Origin of the sequence: Domibacillus sp. A3M-37 (assembly GCF_024213455.1) — a bacterium.
GTDB lineage: Bacteria > Bacillota > Bacilli > Bacillales > Domibacillaceae > Domibacillus > Domibacillus tundrae.
This window is the reverse complement of record NZ_JANAVL010000003.1, coordinates 73356-94903: the sequence shown is the minus strand read 5'-3', so window position 1 is coordinate 94903 and position 21548 is coordinate 73356. Positions and strand designations below refer to the sequence as shown.

At 43.3% G+C, this 21548-nt stretch carries 20 protein-coding genes; 16 read left to right on the top strand and 4 right to left on the bottom strand.

Annotated features, from left to right (window positions below; translation table 11 throughout):
* Positions 1–11: 11 nt before the first annotated feature.
* Complete coding sequence (locus NLX67_RS07315; RefSeq protein ID WP_254310944.1) at positions 12–542, bottom strand: acyl-CoA thioesterase; 531 nt, start codon at positions 540–542, stop codon at positions 12–14.
* A 134-nt stretch (positions 543–676) separates the two neighbouring features.
* The gene (gene cidR, locus NLX67_RS07310; RefSeq protein WP_254310943.1) at positions 677–1573 is read right to left on the bottom strand and encodes a cidABC operon transcriptional activator CidR; all 897 of its coding nucleotides are present in this window, start codon (positions 1571–1573) and stop codon (positions 677–679) included.
* A 122-nt stretch (positions 1574–1695) separates the two neighbouring features.
* Here cidR and NLX67_RS07305 point away from each other — a divergent pair, with 122 nt between their 5' ends.
* The gene (locus NLX67_RS07305) at positions 1696–1947 is read left to right on the top strand and encodes a YciI family protein (protein ID WP_046179412.1); all 252 of its coding nucleotides are present in this window, start codon (positions 1696–1698) and stop codon (positions 1945–1947) included.
* Positions 1948–2316: 369 nt separating this feature from the next.
* Positions 2317–3417 carry a diguanylate cyclase gene (locus NLX67_RS07300; RefSeq protein ID WP_254310941.1) on the top strand — a complete coding sequence of 367 codons (1101 nt, stop codon included), beginning with the start codon at positions 2317–2319 and terminating at the stop codon, positions 3415–3417.
* 1 nt (position 3418) lies between these two features.
* Here the strand turns inward: NLX67_RS07300 and NLX67_RS07295 are convergent, their stop codons facing one another.
* The gene (locus NLX67_RS07295; protein ID WP_254310939.1) at positions 3419–4840 is read right to left on the bottom strand and encodes a PstS family phosphate ABC transporter substrate-binding protein; all 1422 of its coding nucleotides are present in this window, start codon (positions 4838–4840) and stop codon (positions 3419–3421) included.
* Between the two features lie 401 nt (positions 4841–5241).
* Between NLX67_RS07295 and NLX67_RS07290 the strand changes: the two genes are divergently transcribed.
* The 13 genes from NLX67_RS07290 to lplA all read left to right on the top strand — a co-directional run bounded on the left by NLX67_RS07290 (position 5242) and on the right by lplA (position 18132).
* Positions 5242–6462 carry an MFS transporter gene (locus tag NLX67_RS07290; protein ID WP_309143115.1) on the top strand — a complete coding sequence of 407 codons (1221 nt, stop codon included), beginning with the start codon at positions 5242–5244 and terminating at the stop codon, positions 6460–6462.
* Positions 6463–6609: 147 nt separating this feature from the next.
* A complete protein-coding gene (locus NLX67_RS07285) occupies positions 6610–8235 on the top strand; it encodes a family 14 glycosylhydrolase (protein WP_254310937.1) in 1626 nt (541 codons plus the stop codon).
* A gap of 173 nt (positions 8236–8408) precedes the next feature.
* Positions 8409–9113: a 5-oxoprolinase subunit PxpB gene (gene pxpB / locus NLX67_RS07280; protein ID WP_305882025.1), complete on the top strand. Its 705-nt coding sequence runs from the start codon at positions 8409–8411 to the stop codon at positions 9111–9113.
* Positions 9110–10114: a 5-oxoprolinase subunit C family protein gene (locus NLX67_RS07275; RefSeq protein WP_254310929.1), complete on the top strand. Its 1005-nt coding sequence runs from the start codon at positions 9110–9112 to the stop codon at positions 10112–10114. Before pxpB ends, NLX67_RS07275 begins: the two co-directional genes overlap by 4 nt.
* A gap of 19 nt (positions 10115–10133) precedes the next feature.
* Positions 10134–10595, top strand: a complete 462-nt coding sequence (gene accB, locus NLX67_RS07270) for an acetyl-CoA carboxylase biotin carboxyl carrier protein (RefSeq protein ID WP_254310927.1) — start codon at positions 10134–10136, stop codon at positions 10593–10595.
* A 13-nt stretch (positions 10596–10608) separates the two neighbouring features.
* Positions 10609–11973: an acetyl-CoA carboxylase biotin carboxylase subunit gene (gene accC, locus NLX67_RS07265; RefSeq protein WP_254310925.1), complete on the top strand. Its 1365-nt coding sequence runs from the start codon at positions 10609–10611 to the stop codon at positions 11971–11973.
* Positions 11974–11975: 2 nt separating this feature from the next.
* Positions 11976–12755, top strand: a complete 780-nt coding sequence (locus NLX67_RS07260) for a putative hydro-lyase (RefSeq protein ID WP_254310923.1) — start codon at positions 11976–11978, stop codon at positions 12753–12755.
* 97 nt (positions 12756–12852) lie between these two features.
* Positions 12853–13605 (top strand): IclR family transcriptional regulator, encoded by a 753-nt coding sequence (locus tag NLX67_RS07255; RefSeq protein WP_254310922.1) that lies wholly within the window; start codon positions 12853–12855, stop codon positions 13603–13605.
* Between the two features lie 11 nt (positions 13606–13616).
* Positions 13617–14387, top strand: a complete 771-nt coding sequence (locus NLX67_RS07250) for a LamB/YcsF family protein (RefSeq protein ID WP_256519722.1) — start codon at positions 13617–13619, stop codon at positions 14385–14387.
* A gap of 2 nt (positions 14388–14389) precedes the next feature.
* A complete protein-coding gene (locus tag NLX67_RS07245) occupies positions 14390–15601 on the top strand; it encodes an NRAMP family divalent metal transporter (protein ID WP_254310920.1) in 1212 nt (403 codons plus the stop codon).
* A 126-nt stretch (positions 15602–15727) separates the two neighbouring features.
* On the top strand, positions 15728–16075 hold the full coding sequence (locus NLX67_RS07240) for a GGDEF domain-containing protein (protein WP_254310918.1): 348 nt from the start codon (positions 15728–15730) through the stop codon (positions 16073–16075).
* Between the two features lie 154 nt (positions 16076–16229).
* Complete coding sequence (locus tag NLX67_RS07235; protein WP_309143114.1) at positions 16230–17060, top strand: DUF1206 domain-containing protein; 831 nt, start codon at positions 16230–16232, stop codon at positions 17058–17060.
* A gap of 82 nt (positions 17061–17142) precedes the next feature.
* Positions 17143–18132, top strand: a complete 990-nt coding sequence (gene lplA / locus NLX67_RS07230) for a lipoate--protein ligase (RefSeq protein ID WP_046179425.1) — start codon at positions 17143–17145, stop codon at positions 18130–18132.
* A gap of 42 nt (positions 18133–18174) precedes the next feature.
* Here the strand turns inward: lplA and NLX67_RS07225 are convergent, their stop codons facing one another.
* On the bottom strand, positions 18175–19215 hold the full coding sequence (locus NLX67_RS07225) for an N-acetylmuramoyl-L-alanine amidase family protein (RefSeq protein WP_254310916.1): 1041 nt from the start codon (positions 19213–19215) through the stop codon (positions 18175–18177).
* A 295-nt stretch (positions 19216–19510) separates the two neighbouring features.
* On the opposite strand from NLX67_RS07225, the gene NLX67_RS07220 reads away from it, so the two are divergent.
* Positions 19511–21547 (top strand): catalase, encoded by a 2037-nt coding sequence (locus tag NLX67_RS07220; RefSeq protein WP_254310915.1) that lies wholly within the window; start codon positions 19511–19513, stop codon positions 21545–21547.
* Position 21548 lies beyond the last annotated feature (1 nt).

Genomic DNA, 21548 nt, shown 5'->3' with positions numbered 1-21548 from the left:
TGTTTCCTCCTTTATCTGTCCCATGGTTTTTTGAGTGTCATGTATTCCGCAAGCTCTTTGCTTTTTGTTCTGCGATGCTTACGCACTTCCGCCCGGTCTTTCGCTGTTTCAAACAAAAACTTCTCTTCCTCTGTTTCTGGAATTACCCCTGGCACTTCTACCGGCTTTTTATTTTCATCCAATGCAACAAATGTTAAAAAGGCTGTAGCGGCAATCCGGCGGTTTCCAGTTGCAATATCTTCAGCAATGACCTTGCAGAAAATTTCCATCGATGTCCGTCCCGTAAAAGACACGAACGATTCAACACAAACTGAGTCGGTTTCACGAATGGCATCTAAAAAGTCGATCGAGTCTGTTGAGGCTGTTACACATTGCTTTACGCGAGAATGGCGTCTTGCAGAAAGACAAGCGACGCTGTCAATTTTTTTCATCAGCACGCCGCCGAATAAGGTTTGATAATTATTTAAATCGCATGCTAACACTTGATCGGTGTGAACAATGCGGCTTTCACGTGTTTTAATTGCTTCTTTTAAGACAGTCATATTGGATCATTCCTTCCATACCGTCAGTGTACGCCCGTTCGAAAAGGAAGTAAAATGGTTGTTTTTTATTCTAAATATAGCTTTTATCTATGTAAATGCTTCCATGTATGAATAGCTGGCATGGGAAAACGGCTCTAATCGAGGAGAGCCGTTTTTGAAAAATGTTCTTTTGTAAAATGAAGCCACTCTTTAGCGGCATAGGATAAATATTGATTTTTCCCCCAAATGATTGCCAAATGCCAGTTGATGGACGGATTAACCACTTTCACTGCACACACGTGATCATGCAAGTGCCGGCAAATGCTTTCCGGCAAAAGAGAAATGCCGAGTTTTGACGCGACCATTTCTTCGATAAAGGACCACTGCGAGCTTTCAGAAATAACGTGTGGATGGAACCCCGCATCGTTACAGGAAGAAATGATCCGGTCATTTAAGGCAAAGTCTTTGTTGAACAAAATAAACGATTCAGAAGACAGCTCTGCCAAGTCAACTTCCGTCCGTTTTGCGAGCGGGTGGGAGTTTGGCAAGATCAGCATTAAATCTTCTTCCATAAACGCGAAGTGATTGAATACATCGTCCTGTGTTGGGAGAACGATGACGCCGACGTCCAGCTCGTTTTGTTCAACGGCTTCTTCAATCGATTTCGAGCCTTCTTCTTTGAGCTGAAACGTAATGCCAGGGTACTTTTCGTGAAACAGGCCGACGACTTTTAAAAAAAAGTGTGCGTCAAAAATAGGCGGCAGTCCGATCCGGATGTGGCCGGTTTTTAATTCAAGCAAATTGTCGAGCTCTGTTTCCAAATTATGAAATGCCTTGTCTACGAGCTTCGCCTGCTCTAATAAAATTCTGCCCGCGTCGGTTAAAACGAGCTTTCTTTTTGAGCGGTCAAACAATTCCACGCCAAGCTCCGTTTCTAAATTTTTAATCATTTTGCTTATGGTCGGCTGGGTAATAAACAAATGATCGGCCGCTTTTGAAAAGCTGTTGAAATTTGATACTTCAATAAAATACTGCAAATGTTTAATGTCCATTTCCTACACCTTTTTTTACTCTCATTATACACATGATGCCTTTTTTAATGAAAAATGATCCATCTATTTTTCGTTTTTCTGCTATAATGACAGAGTATTCAGACTGAAATGGAGGAATAACGATGGCGTTTTATGCTGCCCTTTTACACATGATTGATCCTGAAAAAAACCAGGAAGTACGTCCGCTTCATCTTGACTATTTAGCGGAACTGGGAGATAAGGTATTTGCGAAAGGGCCTTTTACGGACGGCTCTGGCGGCCTTGTTGTGTATGTAGCCGATACATATGAAGAAGCACTTGAATTAGCCGAAAACGATCCGGCCGTGACTCATAAAGTACGCCGGCTGGAATTAAAAGAGTGGAATAAGAACTGAATTTGGTGCCCGGACCAATCCGGGCATCTTTTTTTTTTTTTTTTTGAGTAAATAGTACTAATATGGTGAAAAGAGGGTATGTAAATAAAAAAGAGGGATTTCCATGGAAAAACTGCTTGTATTGAATGATTTTTTTATAAAAGATCAATTAGAAGCAGCTGAAATGTTTTATGAATGAGGTGCTTCTTCCTGCGTCTATTATCATCTGTGCAAACTGGAAATGGAACGAGACTCCCATTTTGTAATAGAAAATGCGGCTTATATCCATTTATATGAAACAGCGTAAGATTTTTATACTGTCCCAAAGAGCTCTTTGGGGCATTTCTTTTGGCTTATTAATCAGATCTTAACAGGGATGAGGGACGTTGTATGGTGAATGTAAAAGAATTTATTATTAATGCATCTTTACTGATCGCGATTGTTTCAGTAAGTGGTCTTTTATACAAACAATTTTTAGTGAATGCATCGCCGCGTTTGAAAAATACTTTGCTTTTGGCGCTCGCTATTTTTTCTGGATGGATATCAATGTTTTTTGGTATTCATTTGGATGATGAAGTCATTTTTGATCTTCGTTTCGTTCCGGTCCTTATTGCCGCACTGTTCGCTAAAAACACCTTTTTTATTTTCGTTGTCGGATTTGGGATTGGCCTCGCGCGCTTAACGTTTGGAATAAGTGAAGCAGCGATTGTAGGATTGTGTAATATGGTCGTGTTGTCTACTGCAGGAATGTTTCTTCACTTGTTTTTTCCAAGGTTGACACGGATGAAACGTATTCTTTTGTCCGTTTTCACACTTAATTTTATTAATGTTTTATTCGTCGCATTTTTCGGCGTCATTTCTTTTGTAGACTATTTATCACTTATTATGCCTATCGTTCTCCCAATGAACATTTTACTCAGTTTCCTAATCGTTTGGATGCTTAACGATTTGTATCACGAATATGTATCGAAACGAAAACTGATTGAATCTGCCAGAAAAGACCCACTGACTCAATTATATAATCGACGTGCATTCATGAACTATTTTCAAAAATTCTCATCAGGTGAGCGTGGAGACGAACCGTTCGTTCTTGCATTTATTGATATCGACTACTTTAAAAAAGTAAACGATACATATGGACATATTGTCGGGGATCGTGTTCTCGAGACCGTAAGTGCACGGCTGCTTCATAATTTACGCAGTATTGATATTGTTGCCCGCTACGGTGGTGAGGAATTTGTTGTAATTTTACCGGATTGCACAAAAGAAAACGCAATAGAGGCGATCGAACGAATCCGTGAGATGATCGCCACGCAGCCCGTTTGTGTGAATGACTTAGAAATTCCTATTACGTTTTCCGCCGGACTGGCTGCGTCAAGCGAGTTCACCGCGGAACAATTATTAAAACTAGCAGATGATGCGCTTTATGAAGCGAAGCAAAAGGGACGGAACAAAGTCATCTGTGCGGCGGCAGAAGCAATTTGTTCTTAAATTATTTCTTTAATTTCACATAGCCAATGTCCTCAATAAGCTGCTGTCCCTGATTGCCTTGCATCCAGTCAAGAAAAGGCGTTAAGGACGGCTTTTTGTTTTCTTTCAATGTAATGGCATACAACGTTGCAGTGAATGGGTAAAGTTCATCTGATATATTTTCCGGAACAGGTGTGACGCCGTTGACCGATAAAAACCGCAACTGTTCACTGTCACGCATGCCGGCAGCGAAAAAGCGAAAGGAAAAGCCAATGGAGTTTTTGTAATTACGGTAATCTGCCACTTGTTCCAAAATGCCGCCCATTCCTTCCGGGACCTCTTCCTTCACAGGTGTCATAATGGTGTGGCCGGTCATGATTTTTTGCAGCCACGTTTGGCTCCCTGAATTTTCAGGGCGCTGAAAAGCAAGAATCCTTTTGTTTTTTCCGCCGACTTCGCTCCAATTGGTCGTTTCGCCGCTGTAAATCGATTTGATTTGCTCCACCGAAAGGTCAAGAACCGGGTTGTTTTCATTTACAAAAAAGACAAATGCTTCTTTGCCGATCGGTGTCATCACAAGTTCAACCCCTGCTTCATCGGCCATTTTCAGCTGTGCTTTTGACGGCTCAGCGCCAAAATAAATATCTACCTCTTTATGAACTAATCGCTCATAAGCAAAAATGGTGTTTGTGAACGTAATAAAGTTACTATTTTGTGCCGCATTTTTATAAACGGCCTGCGCAAAAGCCGAATAAACAGGAAAAGCGGCTTCCGCTCCATCCATCACAAGCATGTTTTGCCGTGTATCAATAGAAAACCTTGCTTCCTCAGCCAGCTTCGGCAGTATGTTGTTTGGGTTTGTTACATTATAGGGGGTTAAATCTGTACTGGAATTGCCGCCCTCATAGTCAAAACCATGCGAGGGAAGTACAGTCTGAATCCGTTCCCATGTAATATATAAGCCAATACAAGCAAAAAACAGCACAGCCATAAGCATCAAAGCTGTTTTTCTTCCTGATTGAACGTTCAGCTTTTGTTTTCTGACGAGAAAACCAATGAAAAAAGCAAGCTCGTACAATACGGGAATGAAAATAAAAAGATAGCCGACTCCGTAAAGCGAAGAGAAAAAATACACCGGTGCAAGTGGAATATGTAAAATGGTAAACCAAAACCAGGCATCTGCCCCGTAAAAGCCCCCGCTTATTATCATAAACAGAGTCCATAACCCAAGCGTATAAAAAAGTGGATAAAGGAATGCGTGTAACGGTCTATCTGTCTTCCGGCCAGCCCAAATACCTGAAGCTAAACCTCCCACTACAAAAACAGTTGAAAAAACGATCGTTAACTGATCATAAACAGAAAGGCCTGCCGCCGCTATAAAAGCAAGCAAAAATGGAACGAGCCCATAATTGAAAAAATAAAAGGCTCCTTTGTTTGTGTTCATCAATTTGCACCCTTTCATTAATCCTGAGTTTTTCTATCAAATCTTTCTGCCTTATGCTTCAACATTTGTTCAAACCCTTATTGTCTTTACTTTTAGAGAGAATCCTTATTGTCTCCTCCGTATTCAGAAAAACTTCTATTGTTAATTGTGTTAATATCGGTGTAATATTACACTATTTGTGTTTATGTGACAAGGGAGATTATTTATTGCATCATTTTTTTGTGTGCAAAAGAATAAAAGCAATTATTTTTAAAAATACATTCTTTGAAAATAGGATAGTATTAAAAAGCTATGCTAAACATATCGCAGTGGTGAACCATGTTTTTCCATGAGAAAACAAAACGAATCATTCAAATGTTTGGTATAATGAAAAATGTTTGAAAAGGAGGGAATGTTAAAAAGTGAATCCATATACAAAAGCGGCATCTGGCCTATATATCAATTATTTTTTGCTTGGAATGGTCAATATTATGCTCTCATCTAATATGGCCTCATTGTCTGAAAAATGGGACACAGACAAAGCGGGCATCAGTTACATTATTGCCGCGATTGGGATCGGGAAGCTGCTTACATACGCATTATCCGGTTATTTGTCTGACCGGTTCGGGCGGAAGCCGCTCGTTATTTTTGCGGCGCTCGCCATGGGGATTTTTCTCGTCGGCATTCCGCTGTCACCGATTTATCAAGCAGCTTTTATGTTTGCACTTTTAGCGGGTGTGGCCAACTCGGCAATGGATGCGGGTTCCTATCCGGGGCTGATTGAAATCTTTCCAAAATCAAGCGGATCGGCAAGTGTCCTGGTCAAAGCATTTATGTCTGTCGGCGCAGCAATTTTGCCGTTTATGATTTTGTTTTTTGCTAATCAGGGATCATCGTACAGCTATGCATTTTTCGTACCGGCTGCGATTTTCTTTTTAAACATGCTGTTTCTCATGACGGTTAAATTTCCGGATCACCGTGCGATTGTAGCCAGCCAGGCAGCCGAAAATGCCGGGCAGTCGAAATTTGCCATTGAGCCAAAATTTTCACGCGAAGGAATTGCGCTTGTCATTATTGGGTTTACATCAACCGGTCTGTTCACAGTCGCACAAATATGGCTGCCAAGCTATGGAGAAGAAGTGCTCGGTATGGCGGCAGAAAGCGCAGTGAAATTGCTTAGCTACTATAGTATTGGGGCGCTTATCTCTGTATTATCCTTGTCAATTTTACTGAAAAAAATGCTTCGTCCAGTAACGGTTATTGTCATTTATCCAATCATTACATTTGTGGCAATCACAACAATTTTAACAGTGGAAATTCCAGAAGTTGCGGTTGTAACAGCCTTTTTTATCGGCTTTTCGACAGCAGGTATTTTCCAGCTGGCGATTACGATTATGACCGAGCTGTTTTGGCAGAAAAAAGGAACTGTAACAGGTATTGTCGCAACAGCAGCAGGACTGGCATCGATCGTCATGCCGCTCGTGACCGGTCTTTTATCCGAAACAGGCAATATCGCCATCATCTTTATTTTTGATGCATTTTTAGCTGTAATCGGCTTTGCAGCAGCTGCATTTGTTTACTATCGGTATGGCAAGATTGTAAACACGTCAAAAGATGCAGATGCCGAACGAAAAGCGCTCTAGTAATCTAGATATAAAGTTTTGTTTTTTAAAATAAGATTGACTGAATAGAAGTTCATTTACTATACTTTTTTTGAAAAGAAGGAATGAACTTCTTTTTTTGTCTTGTAATGAAAGCGTTTGCATAAAATGCGAAAGGGGTTATGCTGGATGAAGAAAACAGCATACGTGTTTATGGCACTATTATTACTCATTGTGTCAGCAATTGGGGGAGGAACTCCGGCTCAGGCGGAAGTTCAGAAGGACTACAAGCTTTATGTGATGGCGCCGCTGACAGAAATTACGGACTGGAATGCATTTGAAGCAAAGCTTAAAACGATGAAAGAAAACGGCGTATATGCACTGACGACGGATATTTGGTGGGGCATGGTTGAAGGAAAAGCGGACAATCAATTCGATTGGTCTTATTATGAAAAGTACGCAGATGTTATAGAAGCGTCTGGACTAAAATGGGTGCCGATTATGTCGACGCATCAATGCGGCGGCAATGTAGGAGACGATTGCAATTATCCGATCCCGTCATGGCTGTGGAAAAAAGATAATATTGAAAATATGGCATTCGAAAGTGAAAGCGGTTATCTGAATAAAGAAGCATTAGCACCTTGGTGGAAAGGGGCTGCCAAGCAATACGAAGAATTTTACCGCTCATTTGCTAAGCAGTTTGCGGATGAAGAAGACTTGATTGCGAAAATTTATTTAAGCGGCGGACCGGCGGGCGAACTTCGCTATCCGTCTTATCAATTTGCGGATGGATGGGACTGGCCGGAACGTGGACAACTCCAGGCTTATACTGATGGAGCGAAGAAAGATTTTCAAAATGCGATGAAAAAGAAGTACAAAAATGTGGAAAAGCTGAACGCGGCATGGGGCACAGCTTATAAAAAATGGCATGAAATTGGGCCGCCGGCGAACGGAGACGAATTTTTCACAAGCGGCACAGCTTATGAAACCGCATATGGACAAGATTTTATGAGCTGGTATCAAGGCGCACTCGAAGTACACATGAAGAACATTTCAAAAGCTGCACACAAACAGTTTGACCGTACGTTCGATGTGCCAATCGGGGTGAAAATGTCAGGCGTACATTGGAAAATGAATGATCCGGAGATGCCGCATGCGGCCGAGTATAGTACAGGTTATTATAATTATGAAAGACTGCTGGATGGAGTGAAAAAAGCAGATCTGGCCCTTACATTCACATGCTTAGAAATGGATGACAACAATGCGCAAGCTGCTCCTTACTACAGCGCACCGAAAACGCTTGTGACCCAAATCGCCACTTTGGCCAATGAACGGGGTATTTCACTGAACGGAGAAAACGCGCTGGCGATGATCAATAATGAGTGGGGCTTTGACAATTCAGCGGAGATGACATTCAACTATGGATTCGATGGTTTTACATTGCTGCGCATGAATTACTTGTTTGATGAAGCTGGGAACCCAACGAATGAATTTAACATGATGGTGGATAAGCTCGCACTGACACAAATGCCGGTGACCATGAATATATCAGAAGTTCCTATATCGGCTGAGAAAGTATACATCATTGGCGACCGCGGCGAAATCGGGTGCTGGAATCCGGATGCGTATTCATATGAATTAATGAAAAAAGGAGATGGAACATGGAGTGGCACGTTTGATCTTGCAGCAAACCGTTCCTATTCATTTAAATTTTTATATGAAACCGCATCAGGAGAGCGTGTTTGGCAGAACGGGGAAAATAATCAGTATACGACACCAGTATCAGGGAAAGCTATATATGATGGAAGCTGGTAAATTGCTAAAAACGATCAGGATTCTTCCTGGTCGTTTTTTATTTTTCTTGCCTTTTGTTTTTCTGATAATTATAATAATTCTATATTCCGAAATAAAGAATTATAGTTCCAATATTCGGAACAAGGGCGGTGAGAAAGATTCAAATGATGAAAAAAAACTTAGAAGAAATCCAAATGAAACCGTTAGGAGAGGCGGCAATAACCGTTCAATTTGGAACAGAAATCAATTCGTTCATTAATAAAAAAGTAAAAGCCCTAGCAACAAAACTTCAGCATGAATCATTCTCCGGTTTCATTGAATGTACACCTGCTTTTGCCAGTGTAACGATTTTTTTTGACCCATTTATTGTGAAGCAGGCATATGGCAAAATAGAGAAATCTTCTTTTCAAATTGTCCAGGCCATTCTTGAACGGATGTTGGAGACACTTGTGGAAGAAGAAGAAAGCACTCCGCGGATTGTGGATATTCCTGTCTGCTACGGCGGTGATTTTGGGCCGGATCTCGATTTTGTGGCAGGACACAACCATCTTTCGACCGATGAAGTGATTCATTTGCATGTATCCGCCCGGTATCCCGTTTATATGATTGGGTTTGCACCGGGATTTCCTTACCTTGGCGGCCTTTCAGAAAAAATAAATGCCCCGCGCCGTCCGTCCCCGCGCACGTCTATTCCGGCTGGAAGTGTTGGAATAGCAGGCAGTCAAACAGGCGTATATCCGATTTCCACACCGGGTGGATGGCAGCTGATCGGCCGGACACCGATGGCTCTTTTCCGGCCGGATCGTGACCAGCCAAGCTTGTTGTCGGCGGGGGATATCGTGAAATTTGTACCAATTACAGAGGAAGAATTTGAACAGTATCAGGAGAGATTGCAATGAGTGTACATATCATCCGCCCGGGGCTCTTGGCAACGATTCAAGATTTAGGGCGATATGGATTTCAACAGTACGGGGTTGTTGTGGGCGGTGCCATGGATTCATTTTCACTTCGCCTCGCCAATGTATTAGTTGGAAATGAAGAGGGAGAAGCGGCAATTGAAGTGACGATGATGGGTACATCTCTTCAGTTTAAAGAAGATACATTGATTTCCATTACAGGCGGAAACTTAAACCCGGTCATCGACGGGAGCCCCGTTCCTTCATGGCGGCCCGTTTTTGTGAAAAAAGATGCCGTTCTTTCTTTCGCCGGCGGTAAATTCGGATGCCGCGCATATGTCGCTGTGGCAGGCGGTTTTTCGATTCCAAATGTAATGAACAGCAAAAGTACGTATATACGCGGAGAAATTGGCGGCTTCAAAGGACGTGCCCTTAAGGAAGGTGATGTGATTCCACTGGCAGAGGAAAACAGCTTTTCTATGAAAGCAAAAAGAGCACTTCAAAAGAAGCTAAAACATGATTCATTTGCGGCCACTGACTGGTATGTGCCATTTGAATCTAATTTGAATGGGAAAGTTGTCCGTGTAGTAAAGGGAGCGGAATTTGAGGAATTTTCTGAATTGGCTAAAAAGCAGTTTTTTGAACAGGAATTTCAAATTACACCGCAATCTGACCGGATGGGATACCGGCTTTTAGGTCCATCTCTTCAATTAAAACAGTCATTTGAATTATTATCTGAAGCAGTAGCCAATGGAACGATTCAAGTACCGAGCGATGGGAATCCGATTGTGCTGCTTGCAGACCGGCAGACAACCGGCGGTTACCCGAGAATCGGACAAATTGCAGCAGCTGATTTACCGATAATAGCTCAGATGAAGCCGGGAGATTACGTCCGCTTTAAAGAGATAACACTTGATGAAGCAGAACAGCTTTACATGGAACGTGAAAAGGAAATGAAACAAATTCGCACCGCTCTTTTGTTAAAAGAATGGTCATTTGAATGAATATGTAAGGAGATATCACATGATTAAAATGAGTGACTTTCAAGAAATGGTGAACATTATTGACCGGTCTAGTGTCAATGTTTTCACTTTTGAATATGAAGGAATGAAAATGAAGCTTGAGAAACAGCCTGTCCTTCAAGATAAAGATCAAAAGCAAGAGTTCAATGTGTCAATGCCTAATCAGCCAACATCACATGAACAAACAAATGAAGCATCAAAGGATGAGGTCATGTCAAAAGATGAAGTCATTACTTCTCCGATGGTGGGCACCTTTTACGCGCGTGCAAATGAAGATGAAGACCCGTTTGTTCAAGCTGGGGATGCTGTTGAAAAAGGACAAGTTGTCTGCATTGTAGAAGCCATGAAGCTGTTCAACGAAGTTCAGGCCGATATGGATGGAGAAATTGTGGAAGTACTGGTGCAAGATGGAGATGTTGTGGAGTACGGACAGCCGCTTTTTAAGCTGAAGAAGCGATCGTAAAAGGAGCATTCATATGTTTAAAAAAGTATTGATTGCAAACAGAGGAGAAATTGCGGTACGTATTATTCGCGCTTGTAAAGAAATGGGCATCCAAACGGTTGCGGTCTATTCAGAAGCGGACCGTGAATCACTGCATGTAAAGCTTGCGGACGAGGCGCTTTGTATCGGGAAAACACCTGCTAAAGACAGTTATTTGAACATGCATAACATCATGAGTGCGGCGGATGTGACACAGGCAGACGCGATTCATCCGGGATATGGTTTTTTAGCTGAAAACGCCGATTTTGCAGAGATGTGCCGCGCGTGCAACGTTGTGTTCATCGGACCGGAGCCGGAAGCAATCCGCAAAATGGGGGAAAAAGCGGTGGCACGCTCAACGATGAAAGAAGCAGGAGTGCCAACAGTGCCTGGTACAGAAGGCGTCATCGAAAATCAAGCTGAAGCCTTGAAAGTGGCAAAAGAAATTGGCTATCCGGTTATTGTCAAAGCGACAGCGGGAGGCGGTGGAAAAGGGATGCGCCTCGCGGCAACAGAACAGGACTTGCAGCAGGCGATTCATCAAGCTCAGTCTGAAGCGGAAAAAGCCTTTGGCAATGCTGCTGTTTATCTTGAGAAATATATCGAGGAACCACGCCACATTGAAATTCAAATTTTAGCGGACCGCTTCGGGCATGTGATTCATCTTGGCGAACGAGACTGTTCCATTCAGAGAAGGCATCAAAAACTGGTGGAAGAAGCTCCTTCCCCGGCGTTAAGTGAACAACTCCGCCGTCAAATGGGTGAAGCGGCAGTGAAAGCAGCCAAAGCCGTTCAGTATCACAGTGCGGGAACCATTGAGTTTTTGCTTGATAAACACGGCCAGTTTTACTTTATGGAAATGAACACCCGTGTTCAAGTCGAACATCCTGTGACGGAACTTGTGACAGCAGTGGATATTATTAAAGAGCAAATAAAGGTCGCAGCCGGCCGGCCGCTTTCGTATAAACAAGAAGATATCACCATTTCGGGCTGGGCTATTGAATGCCGGATTAATGCGGAAAGCCCTGAACATGACTTCCGGCCGTCTCCGGGACGCGTGATAGAATATCTTCCGCCAGGCGGTTTTGGGGTGAGGGTGGATAGTGCGGTTTACGCTGGGTATACGATTCCTCCTTTTTATGATTCAATGACTGCAAAAGTCATAGTTTGGGGAGAAACAAGGGAAGAAGCGATACAAAAAATGAAACGGTCATTAAATGAAATGGTCATCACAGGAATTGAAACAACGATTCCGTTTCATTTGCGGCTGCTTGATCAGGAACTGTTCCAAAAAGGAACATTTACTACACGTTTTTTAGAAAAGGTTGATCTTTTTTCAATAGAACAAAAGGAGGCGTAAAAATGGAAACATCTTTAGAATGGGTTCGCAAGCAGATTCGGGAAAACAAATGGACGACGCCAACAGCGGGACTGGCCCCTGGGTATACACAAGCCAATCTTGTGATTTTGCCAAAAAAACAGGCATATGACTTTTTGCTGTTTTGCCAGCGGAACCCAAAAGCGTGTCCGCTTCTTGAAGTAACGGATGCAGGCTCACCGGTTCCGCGACTAACTGCACCAACAGCTGATTTGCGGTATGACACACCAAAATACCGGATTTACCGTCATGGGGAGCTTGTTGAAGAAGTAACCAGTCTCGAATCCTACTGGCAGGAAGATTTGGTTTCCTTTTTAATCGGATGCAGCTTTACATTTGAACATGCCTTGCTTGAAAATGGCCTTTCAATTCGCCACATCGAGGAACAGCGAAATGTACCGATGTATATCACGAACAAGCCGTGTGAACCAGCTGGCGCGTTTCATGGGAATCTCGTGGTCAGCATGCGGCCGTTTCAATCGAAAGATGTGATACGCGCGGTCGAAGTAACTTCCCGCTTCCCGGCGGTGCACGGTTCACCGGTACATATCGGCATGCCGGAGCAAATTGGTATAAAACAGATTGACCGGCCGGATTTTGGCGATGCTGTGACGATAAAAGAAGGAGAAACTCCTGTTTTCTGGGCTTGCGGTGTGACACCACAATCCATTGCAATGTCAAGCAAGCCGGCATTAATGATTACACATGCGCCTGGCCATATGTTTATTACCGATCAAAAAGACAGCCAGTATTCTATTTTATAAAATGGACTGTTTCCCTTTTCATTGTTTCATATATAATGGAACAAAACGGTAAATGGACAAATCGTTCCATTTATTGGAACAGGGGGAAGGCAGAAAAATGAATAAAACCGTCCTTAAATCAATGGAAATCATTAAACTGTTTTTTACGGAAGAAAAATTAACATTGGTGCAAATGATAGAAAAAACAGGGCTGCCGAAAACATCTGCTTATCGAATGGCGGAATCACTGGTTGAACTCGGATTTCTGGAGAAAGACCGAGAAGGTGCTTACCATTTAGGGCTTGTTTTCCTGGCACTCGGTAATCTTGTCGCAGAACGGCTGGATATCCGGTCGGTCGCATTGCCTCATATGCAAAGACTTCGGAAAGAAACAGGAGAAGCCGTGAATCTTGTGATCCGGGACGGAAATGAAGCAGTTTACATTGAGAAAGTTGATACGCAGGAGCGAGTCCGCGTTTATACACAAATCGGCCGCCGTGCCCCGTTATATGGAGGAGCATGCCCGCGGATACTGCTGTCTTTTATGGAAAAAGCTGAACGGGAGCGGTTCATTGAATCATTTCAAATTGTACGATACGCAAAGGGAACACCAGAAAATAAAGAAGAACTGCGAAAGCTCATTGAGAGTACACGGAAGAATGGCTGGTCGATCAGCCATTCTGAATTAGAGGACCATTCCTCCGCTATTGCTGCCCCCATTTTTAATCATAAGGGGGATGTGATAGCCGGGATCAGCCTGGTCGGTCCTGAAGTCCGCTTTCAGGATGAAGCGCACGCAAAAGAGATGATTAAAAAATTAACAGAAGCATCACGGCAGATTTCTATTGAATTAGGAGCCGATGACCGCTGATTTTGGAGGTGCTGCTTGTGAAGATTGATATTAACTGCGATATGGGAGAAAGCTTTGGCGCATACTCAATTGGCCATGATCAAGAAATTATGCCATACATTACGTCGGCGAATATTGCCTGTGGATTTCACGCTGGCGATCCGGATGTCATGAAAAGGACCGTTCATTTAACGATGGAGCATGGTGTGAAAATGGGTGCCCATCCAGGCTTTCAAGACTTAGCCGGTTTTGGGCGCCGAAATATGGCACTTTCACCGGAAGAAGTGTATTCACTTGTTGTGTACCAAATCGGTGCCCTTCAGGCGTTTGTCAACATAGAAGGAACTGCGCTGCATCATGTAAAGCCGCATGGAGCACTTTATAATATGGCAGCTTCAAATGAAGAGATGGCGTCTGCCATCGCGGCAGCCGTTAAAGACGTGGACACGTCCCTCATTTTGTATGGCCTGGCTGGAAGCAAACTGATTGAAGCCGGCCAAAAAGCAGGATTGAAAACAGCAAGTGAAGTTTTTGCAGACCGTACATACACACGGGAAGGGATGCTGACGCCGCGCCGTTTGCCAAATGCATTGATTGAAAACACGGAAGAAGCAGCTGCGCAGGTTGTCCGCATGGCAAAAGAAAAGAAAGTACGGGCAATTGATGGAATAGATGTCGAGATACAAGCTGACACAGTCTGTATTCACGGTGACGGACCCCATGCGCTGTCTTTTGCCCGGCTGATCCGGACAAAGTTGCAGGAAGAAGCGATTGAAGTGTGTTCAATCGCAATGGAGGAATAGAAATGTCAAAAAAACAACAGCTTCAACAGCAAGAAAAATCAAATTGGAGTATTCTTTTAGGCGCTGCCTTTTTAATGGCGACTTCCGCTATCGGACCAGGATTTTTAACGCAGACCACGGTCTTCACCGAACAGCTGGCCGCCAGCTTCGGTTTTGTTATTTTAGTTTCAATCTTACTTGATATTGGCGCTCAGACGAACATCTGGCGAATTCTAGTGGTAGCGGAGAAACGGGCACAGGATATTGCGAATCTTGTATTCCCGGGTTTAGGCTATGTACTTGCCACACTTATTGTTCTTGGCGGAATTGCCTTTAATATCGGCAACATCGGCGGAGCGGGCCTTGGTGCCAACGTGATTTTCGGTATAGATCCGGTGACGGGCGCCATTATCAGTGCTGTGATTGCCATTGCGATCTTTCTTGTGAAAGAAGCGGGTTTGCTGATGGATAAGTTTACACAGATAATGGGATTTGTCATGATTGCCCTTACCCTTTTTGTGGTATTTAAAGCAAGCCCGCCAGTAGGGGAAGCGGTTGTTAAAACATTTGCCCCGGATACGATTGATCTCCTTGCCATCGTCACTCTTGTCGGCGGTACCGTTGGCGGCTATATTACATTCGCTGGAGGACATCGTCTTTTAGATGCGGGAATAAAAGGTATCGACGCAGTTCCACAAGTAACAAAAAGCTCAGTGTCTGCTATTGGGATCGCTTCTATTATGCGTATTTTCCTATTCCTCGCTGCACTCGGTGTTGTGGCGCAGGGCTTGCCGATTAACCCGGAAAACCCGCCGGCGTCTGTGTTCCAGCAGGCTGCAGGAAACATCGGATACCGCTTGTTTGGTGTGGTCATGTGGGCTGCGGCAATTACGTCTGTTGTCGGAGCGGCTTACACATCTGTTTCATTTATCCGCACGTTCCACCCAATGATTGCAAAATATGACAAGGCTATTATTGTCGGGTTCATTTTAGTATCGACTGGTATTTTTACGATAATTGGTAAACCAGTGAAAATGCTTATTTTAGCCGGAGCATTAAACGGCCTGATTCTGCCGGTTGCGCTTAGCGTTATGCTGATTGCGGCTTATAAAAAATCAATCGTTGGTGAGTACCGTCATCCGATCTGGATGACAATCGCAGGGATTATTGTTGTGGTATTAATGGCTTTTATGGGCGGCTACACATTAATCAATCAATTGCCAACATTATTTTAATAAAAAAATTATTTTAATAAAAAACAGGGCTTTCAATCTGAAAGCCCTGTTTTTTTGTGAAGTGGTGGTTATTGGAACCGGATTATGTCGTCAAACTGGATTCATTAAGGAATTCATGCATCTTTAATGATGGATTTAGATAAATTTAAAAAGGTAAACGATCAATTTGGCCACGAAGAAGGAAATCGTATGCTTGAAAAGACCGCTTCGATTATAAAAAGCATTATCCCGGAAGATTCATACGAATTTCGGTTTGGCAGGGATGAATCTGGCGTCTCGTTTATGAACCGATCCGTACAAGAGGCGCGTACATTGGCAGAAGAACTCGTGAAAAAAAGCGCGGCATTTCAAAATGGTCGAGTAAATGGAATCTGCTTGTCAGCTGGTCTTGTGGATACGAAAGAAGTGCCGGTTGATAAGCTTATGAGAGAAGCAGGCCGTTTATTATACCGTTCAAAAAACAAAGGCCACTGATTCAAATTTCACGATGGATTTATCCATTTAAAGAAGAAATTCTATGCCTATTAGTATCATGACCAAGCAAATGAGACAAAAAATTTACCAGTTTGAGCAAAAATGAAAAGCGGGAATAGAATAGAAAGAATAGGAATACGAGGAGGGATATAAGATGCCAATGAAAAATGAAATTGCTTCAAAAGCCCACGAAGCAAAACCATGGATTCGACGGTTCGGCCGATTTGGCCATATGGCAAAAGGGACTGTTTATGCGCTAGTTGGCATTTTTGCAATGCTCGCAGCGGCCGGAATGGGCGGGGGAACGACAGGAACGAGCGGCGCGCTGTCAACCGTTGCACATGAACCGTTCGGTAACTTGCTGCTCTGGCTGATTAGCATTGGATTGATCGGGTATGTGGTATGGCAGCTGCTAAAATCAATCAAAGATGTTGAACATAATGGCTCAGATGCAAAAGGAATTGTAAAGAGAGTTGGTTATTTAGTCAGTGCCGTTATTTATGGAAGTTTAGCGTTGACAGCTTTCAAACTTGCCATGCAAACAGGCGGTGGCGGCAGCTCCGAAAAAACCATATCAGCGAAACTGCTTGCCCAGCCATTCGGACAATGGATTGTCGGGCTGATCGGACTGATTATTATCATTTATGGACTGATTGAATTATATCGAGGTTTCAAAGAAAAATTCATGAAATACTTTAAAACGCATGAAATGAAGAATAAAGAAGTCCGTCTTGCACGGAATGCTGGAAAAGCGGGGTTGATGGCGCGCGGAGTTGTTCTTGCAATGACCGGATTTTTCTTTATTCAGACGGCAATCACGGCGAATCCAGATGAAACGAAAGGGTTTGGAGGCGCACTCGCAGAACTCGCCTCTCAGCCGTTCGGACAGTTTTTGCTTGGTCTTGTCGCAGCGGGACTTATTTTATATGGCGTATACGAAGTTGTTCGCGGGCGCTATCAGCGGATGGACTTTGGCAGAAGGTAAAGCACCCACTAACGGGTGCTTTTTTCTTTGAGAAGAAATCTCAATGTGCTACATTTGATCTATTAACATTCGGAGGTGCCTGATGCTTTTTATTGATAATAAAGGAATTACAGATCCGCGGCTGAACCTTGCAATTGAAGAGTATGCGGTTAAGCATTTAGATATCGAGGAGTCTTATTTGCTTTTTTATATTAATGAGCCATCGATTATTATCGGCAAAAATCAAAATACAATTGAAGAAATAAATATTGATTACGTGGAAGACAATCATATTCATATTGTTCGAAGATTGTCAGGCGGCGGGGCTGTGTATCATGATCTTGGCAATTTAAACTTCAGTTTTATTACAAAAGACGACGGAGACAGCTTTCATAATTTCCGTAAATTCACCGAACCAGTTGTGGAGGCGCTGAACAAACTCGGGTTAAATGCGGAGTTAAGCGGACGCAATGATCTGACAGCGAACGGATTTAAAATTTCCGGAAACGCTCAATTTTCAACAAAAGGGCGAATGTTTACACATGGTACGCTTTTATTCGATACCAATATGGATGAAGTTGTTTCAGCTCTTAAAGTACGCAAAGACAAGATTGAATCGAAAGGCATTAAATCGATTCGAAGCCGCGTCGCAAATATTTCGGATTTGATTAATTCAAAAATGACGATTGAGGAATTTCGCCTATTTGTGCTGCAAAATATTTTTGGCGGTGAATCGAAAATCGAAGAATATGTACTGACTGAAGCAGATTGGGCAGCGATTCATCAAATATCGAAAGAACGGTATCAAAACTGGGAATGGAATTATGGCAAATCGCCAGCCTTTAATGTTGAGCGCTCTCATCGTTTTCCAGTCGGGCTCATTGATATCCGTCTTGATGTGAAAAAAGGAAAAATCGAAAAAACACGTATTTTCGGTGATTTTTTCGGTGCGGGTGATGTACATGAGGTCGAAAAAGCGCTGATCGGCGTTAATCACGAAAAAGAGGCAATCCGCCGGTCACTGGACTCATTAAATATGCAGTACTATTTTGGAAATGTAACGCTGGATGACATCGTTGAACTAATTTATTAAGACTAAAAAGCGCCGGGATAAAAAAACCGGCGCTTTTTGGTGTTAATATGTGAAATAGGAAAGCAGCCCGTCGCGAATACCAGCTGCAGCCTTTGCTTGATACGCAGCTGAAACGATGGATGATTCCTCGTTTGGGTTTGTTAAATAACCGAGTTCTAATAAAATAGCTGGCCGGTGATTTTCACGAAGAACAAAATAGTCCCCTGTTTTTATTCCCCGGTTAGAAGACGATAACGTCCCATCTAATCCTTGATTAACGGAACGGGCCAGCTGTTTGTGCCCGGAATGATAATAATAGGTGGTGAAGCCGGCTGCTTTTTGGCTGTGCGCCCCATCATAGTGAAGACTGATAAAAGCATCCGCACCGTGCTGTTGTGCATCTTCTGTCCGCGCAGGAAGCGGGACAAACTGGTCATCAGACCGCGTTAAAATAACTGTAGCACCGCTTCTTGTTAACTCATCAGAAAGCCTCTTAGCTGTTTGAAGCGTCACGTTCTTTTCGATCGTGCCGAGGGAACCGGATGTCCCTCCGTCAACGCCGCCATGGCCGGGATCAAGAACAATGACTTTGCCTTGCAGAGTGGATGCAACAGCTTTTGCAGAAGAAACCACCCAGTCTGCTACATAGGCTTCATTTCCACTTGCGAGACGGATTTTAATCCAGTCGCCACTGCGGCCGACGATCGGGTAACGCTCTCCAACAGACCCTTTAACAACTACAGCGGACGAAGTAGAAGGATCGCTCCGCAAATTAGTTCCCTCTGTTTGTATATGGACAAATTGATTGGATGAAGCCGGCCGTTCGTTTTTACCTGTGCGAATATATTGCCCGCTCACCCAGGCCGTTTCGTTTCCATAGGCTATACGAATCCAGCCATTTTGAGAAGAAAGAATGTCAATGCGTTCACCCATACTTATTTGTCCAAGCACAGAAGCCGTAAGTGATGGTGATTCCCGCACGTTAACGCGATCCCCTGTAATCGTGCCTGTTTGTGAATGAGCAAAAGCCTGGTGTTCTTGTACTCCCATTACAACAAAGCTCATTAAAAAGATAAATAAAATGCCCAATCTTTTATTTTCCATAATCCACCGCCTATTTGATAATTTCACTTTCATTGTATCATTTGGAAGAAACGGCCACATCCGCAAAAATAATGATTAATTTTGTAAGAAAATCGATCGGAATAAAAGGGAAATTCCCCTAATTATTTTTGATTTTCAAAGAATTTGTTGGAAAACGTGCTTTGAAGTAAAACAAAATCCATGAAATTAGCCCGAATTTTAAAATGATTCTAAATTAATTGTTTTGTCCCTCTGAAAAAGTGGTACGTAATGTAAGAATGAGTTTTAACTTAATTATTAAAGAGGGGGCTGCCACATGGCAATTAATGAAAACAGCAAGGATAAACAGCTTGACGAGTTTCGTGTAAAGGATCAAGGGGAAAAAATGACTACTAACCAAGGACTTCGTGTATCAGAAGATGAGCACTCTTTAAAAGCAGGAGAACGCGGACCTACGCTAATGGAAGATTTTCATTTCCGTGAAAAGATGACCCATTTTGACCACGAACGTATCCCGGAACGAATCGTCCATGCACGTGGTTATGCGGCGCATGGTTATTTTGAAGTATATGAATCAATGAAAGAATATACAAAAGCAGGCTTCCTGCAGGACCCTTCTAAAAAAACACCTGTATTTGTCCGTTACTCAACGGTGGCTGGTTCTCGCGGATCAGGTGATACAGTACGCGACGTACGCGGCTTTTCGACGAAATTTTACACAGAAGAAGGAAATTATGACCTTGTAGGAAATAACATTCCCGTCTTTTTTATTCAAGATGCCATTAAGTTTCCTGATTTGATTCATGCAGTGAAACCAGAGCCACATAATGAAATGCCTCAGGCGGCTAGTGCACATGATACGTTTTGGGACTTTGTTGCCAATAACCAGGAATCCGCTCATATGATTATGTGGCACCTGTCCGATCGCGCGATTCCGCGTAGCTACCGGATGATGGAAGGCTTTGGTGTACACACATTCCGCTTTGTGAATGAGCAAGGGAAAGCACGCTTTGTTAAGTTCCATTGGAAGCCGGTGCTGGGCATTAAATCGCTCGTTTGGGATGAAGCACAGAAAATCGCCGGGAAAGATCCGGATTTCCACCGCCGCGATTTGTGGGAGTCAATTGAGATGGGCGACTATCCTGAATTTGAGTTTGGCGTACAGATGATTGACGAGGAAGATGAATTTAAATTCGACTTTGATCTCCTGGATCCGACAAAAGTGTGGCCGGAAGAAGATGTACCGGTTAAAATAATTGGGAAAATGACGTTAAATCGTAATGTGAATAATGTATTTGCCGAAACAGAACAAGTCGCCTTCCATCCGGGCCACGTTGTACCGGGGATCGATTTCACAAACGATCCACTTCTGCAAGGAAGACTTTTCTCTTATACAGATACGCAGCTGATCCGCCTTGGCGGTCCGAACTTCCATGAGCTGCCGATTAATCGTCCGGTTTGTCCGTTCTTTAACAACCAGCGGGATGGGTATGGACGTCAAACAATCAATGTCGGACAAGTGAGCTACCATAAAAACTCGCTGGCTCAAAATACTCCGGCACCGGCGACGGAAGAAGACGGCGGATACGTTCATTATCAGGAAAAAGTAGAAGGGCGTAAAGTGGCCCGCCGCAGTGACAGCTTTAAAGACCACTTCTCTCAAGCAACCATGTTTTGGAACAGCATGACAGACGTGGAAAAAGAACATATTATTGAAGCATTTAGCTTTGAGCTTGGTAAAGTAAACAGCAAAGACGTTCGTCAGCAAGTCGTGAATATGTTTGCGAATGTAAATGTAGAATTGGCAAAAACAGTGGCGGAAGCGATTGGTGTACAGGCGCCAACGGACGTACCAGAATCAACGGTGACAAAATCCTCTGACGCATTAAGCCAGGAAAAAAATCCGGTAAAAGGTGTGGCGACACGTAAAATTGCAGTGCTCGCGGGTGAAGGATTCTCAGGAAAAGAAATGACAGAAATTTATAAAGCCTTTGAAAAAGCGGGCACCCGTCCTGAAGTCGTGAGTACGAAGCAGGGAACGCTGAAAGGCGACGACGGAGCAGAGCTTGAAGTGGATCATACATTTTTGACTGCGGATTCCGTTTTGTTTGACGGTGTGTACGCAGCAGGCGGGTTAGCCGCTGATCCGAAAGCGAAAAAGCAGGCAAAAGCCTTTTTGACAGAAGCGTACGAGCATTTTAAAACGGTTGGTGCAACAGATGACGGCGTTGATTTAATCGCAAATCTTCCTGCAGATCAAGGCGTTGTCTCGGAAGCATCCCCTTCAAAAGAATATGCAGATACGTTTTTAACTGCATTGGCCGAGCATCGTCATTGGAATCGACAAGTGTAAA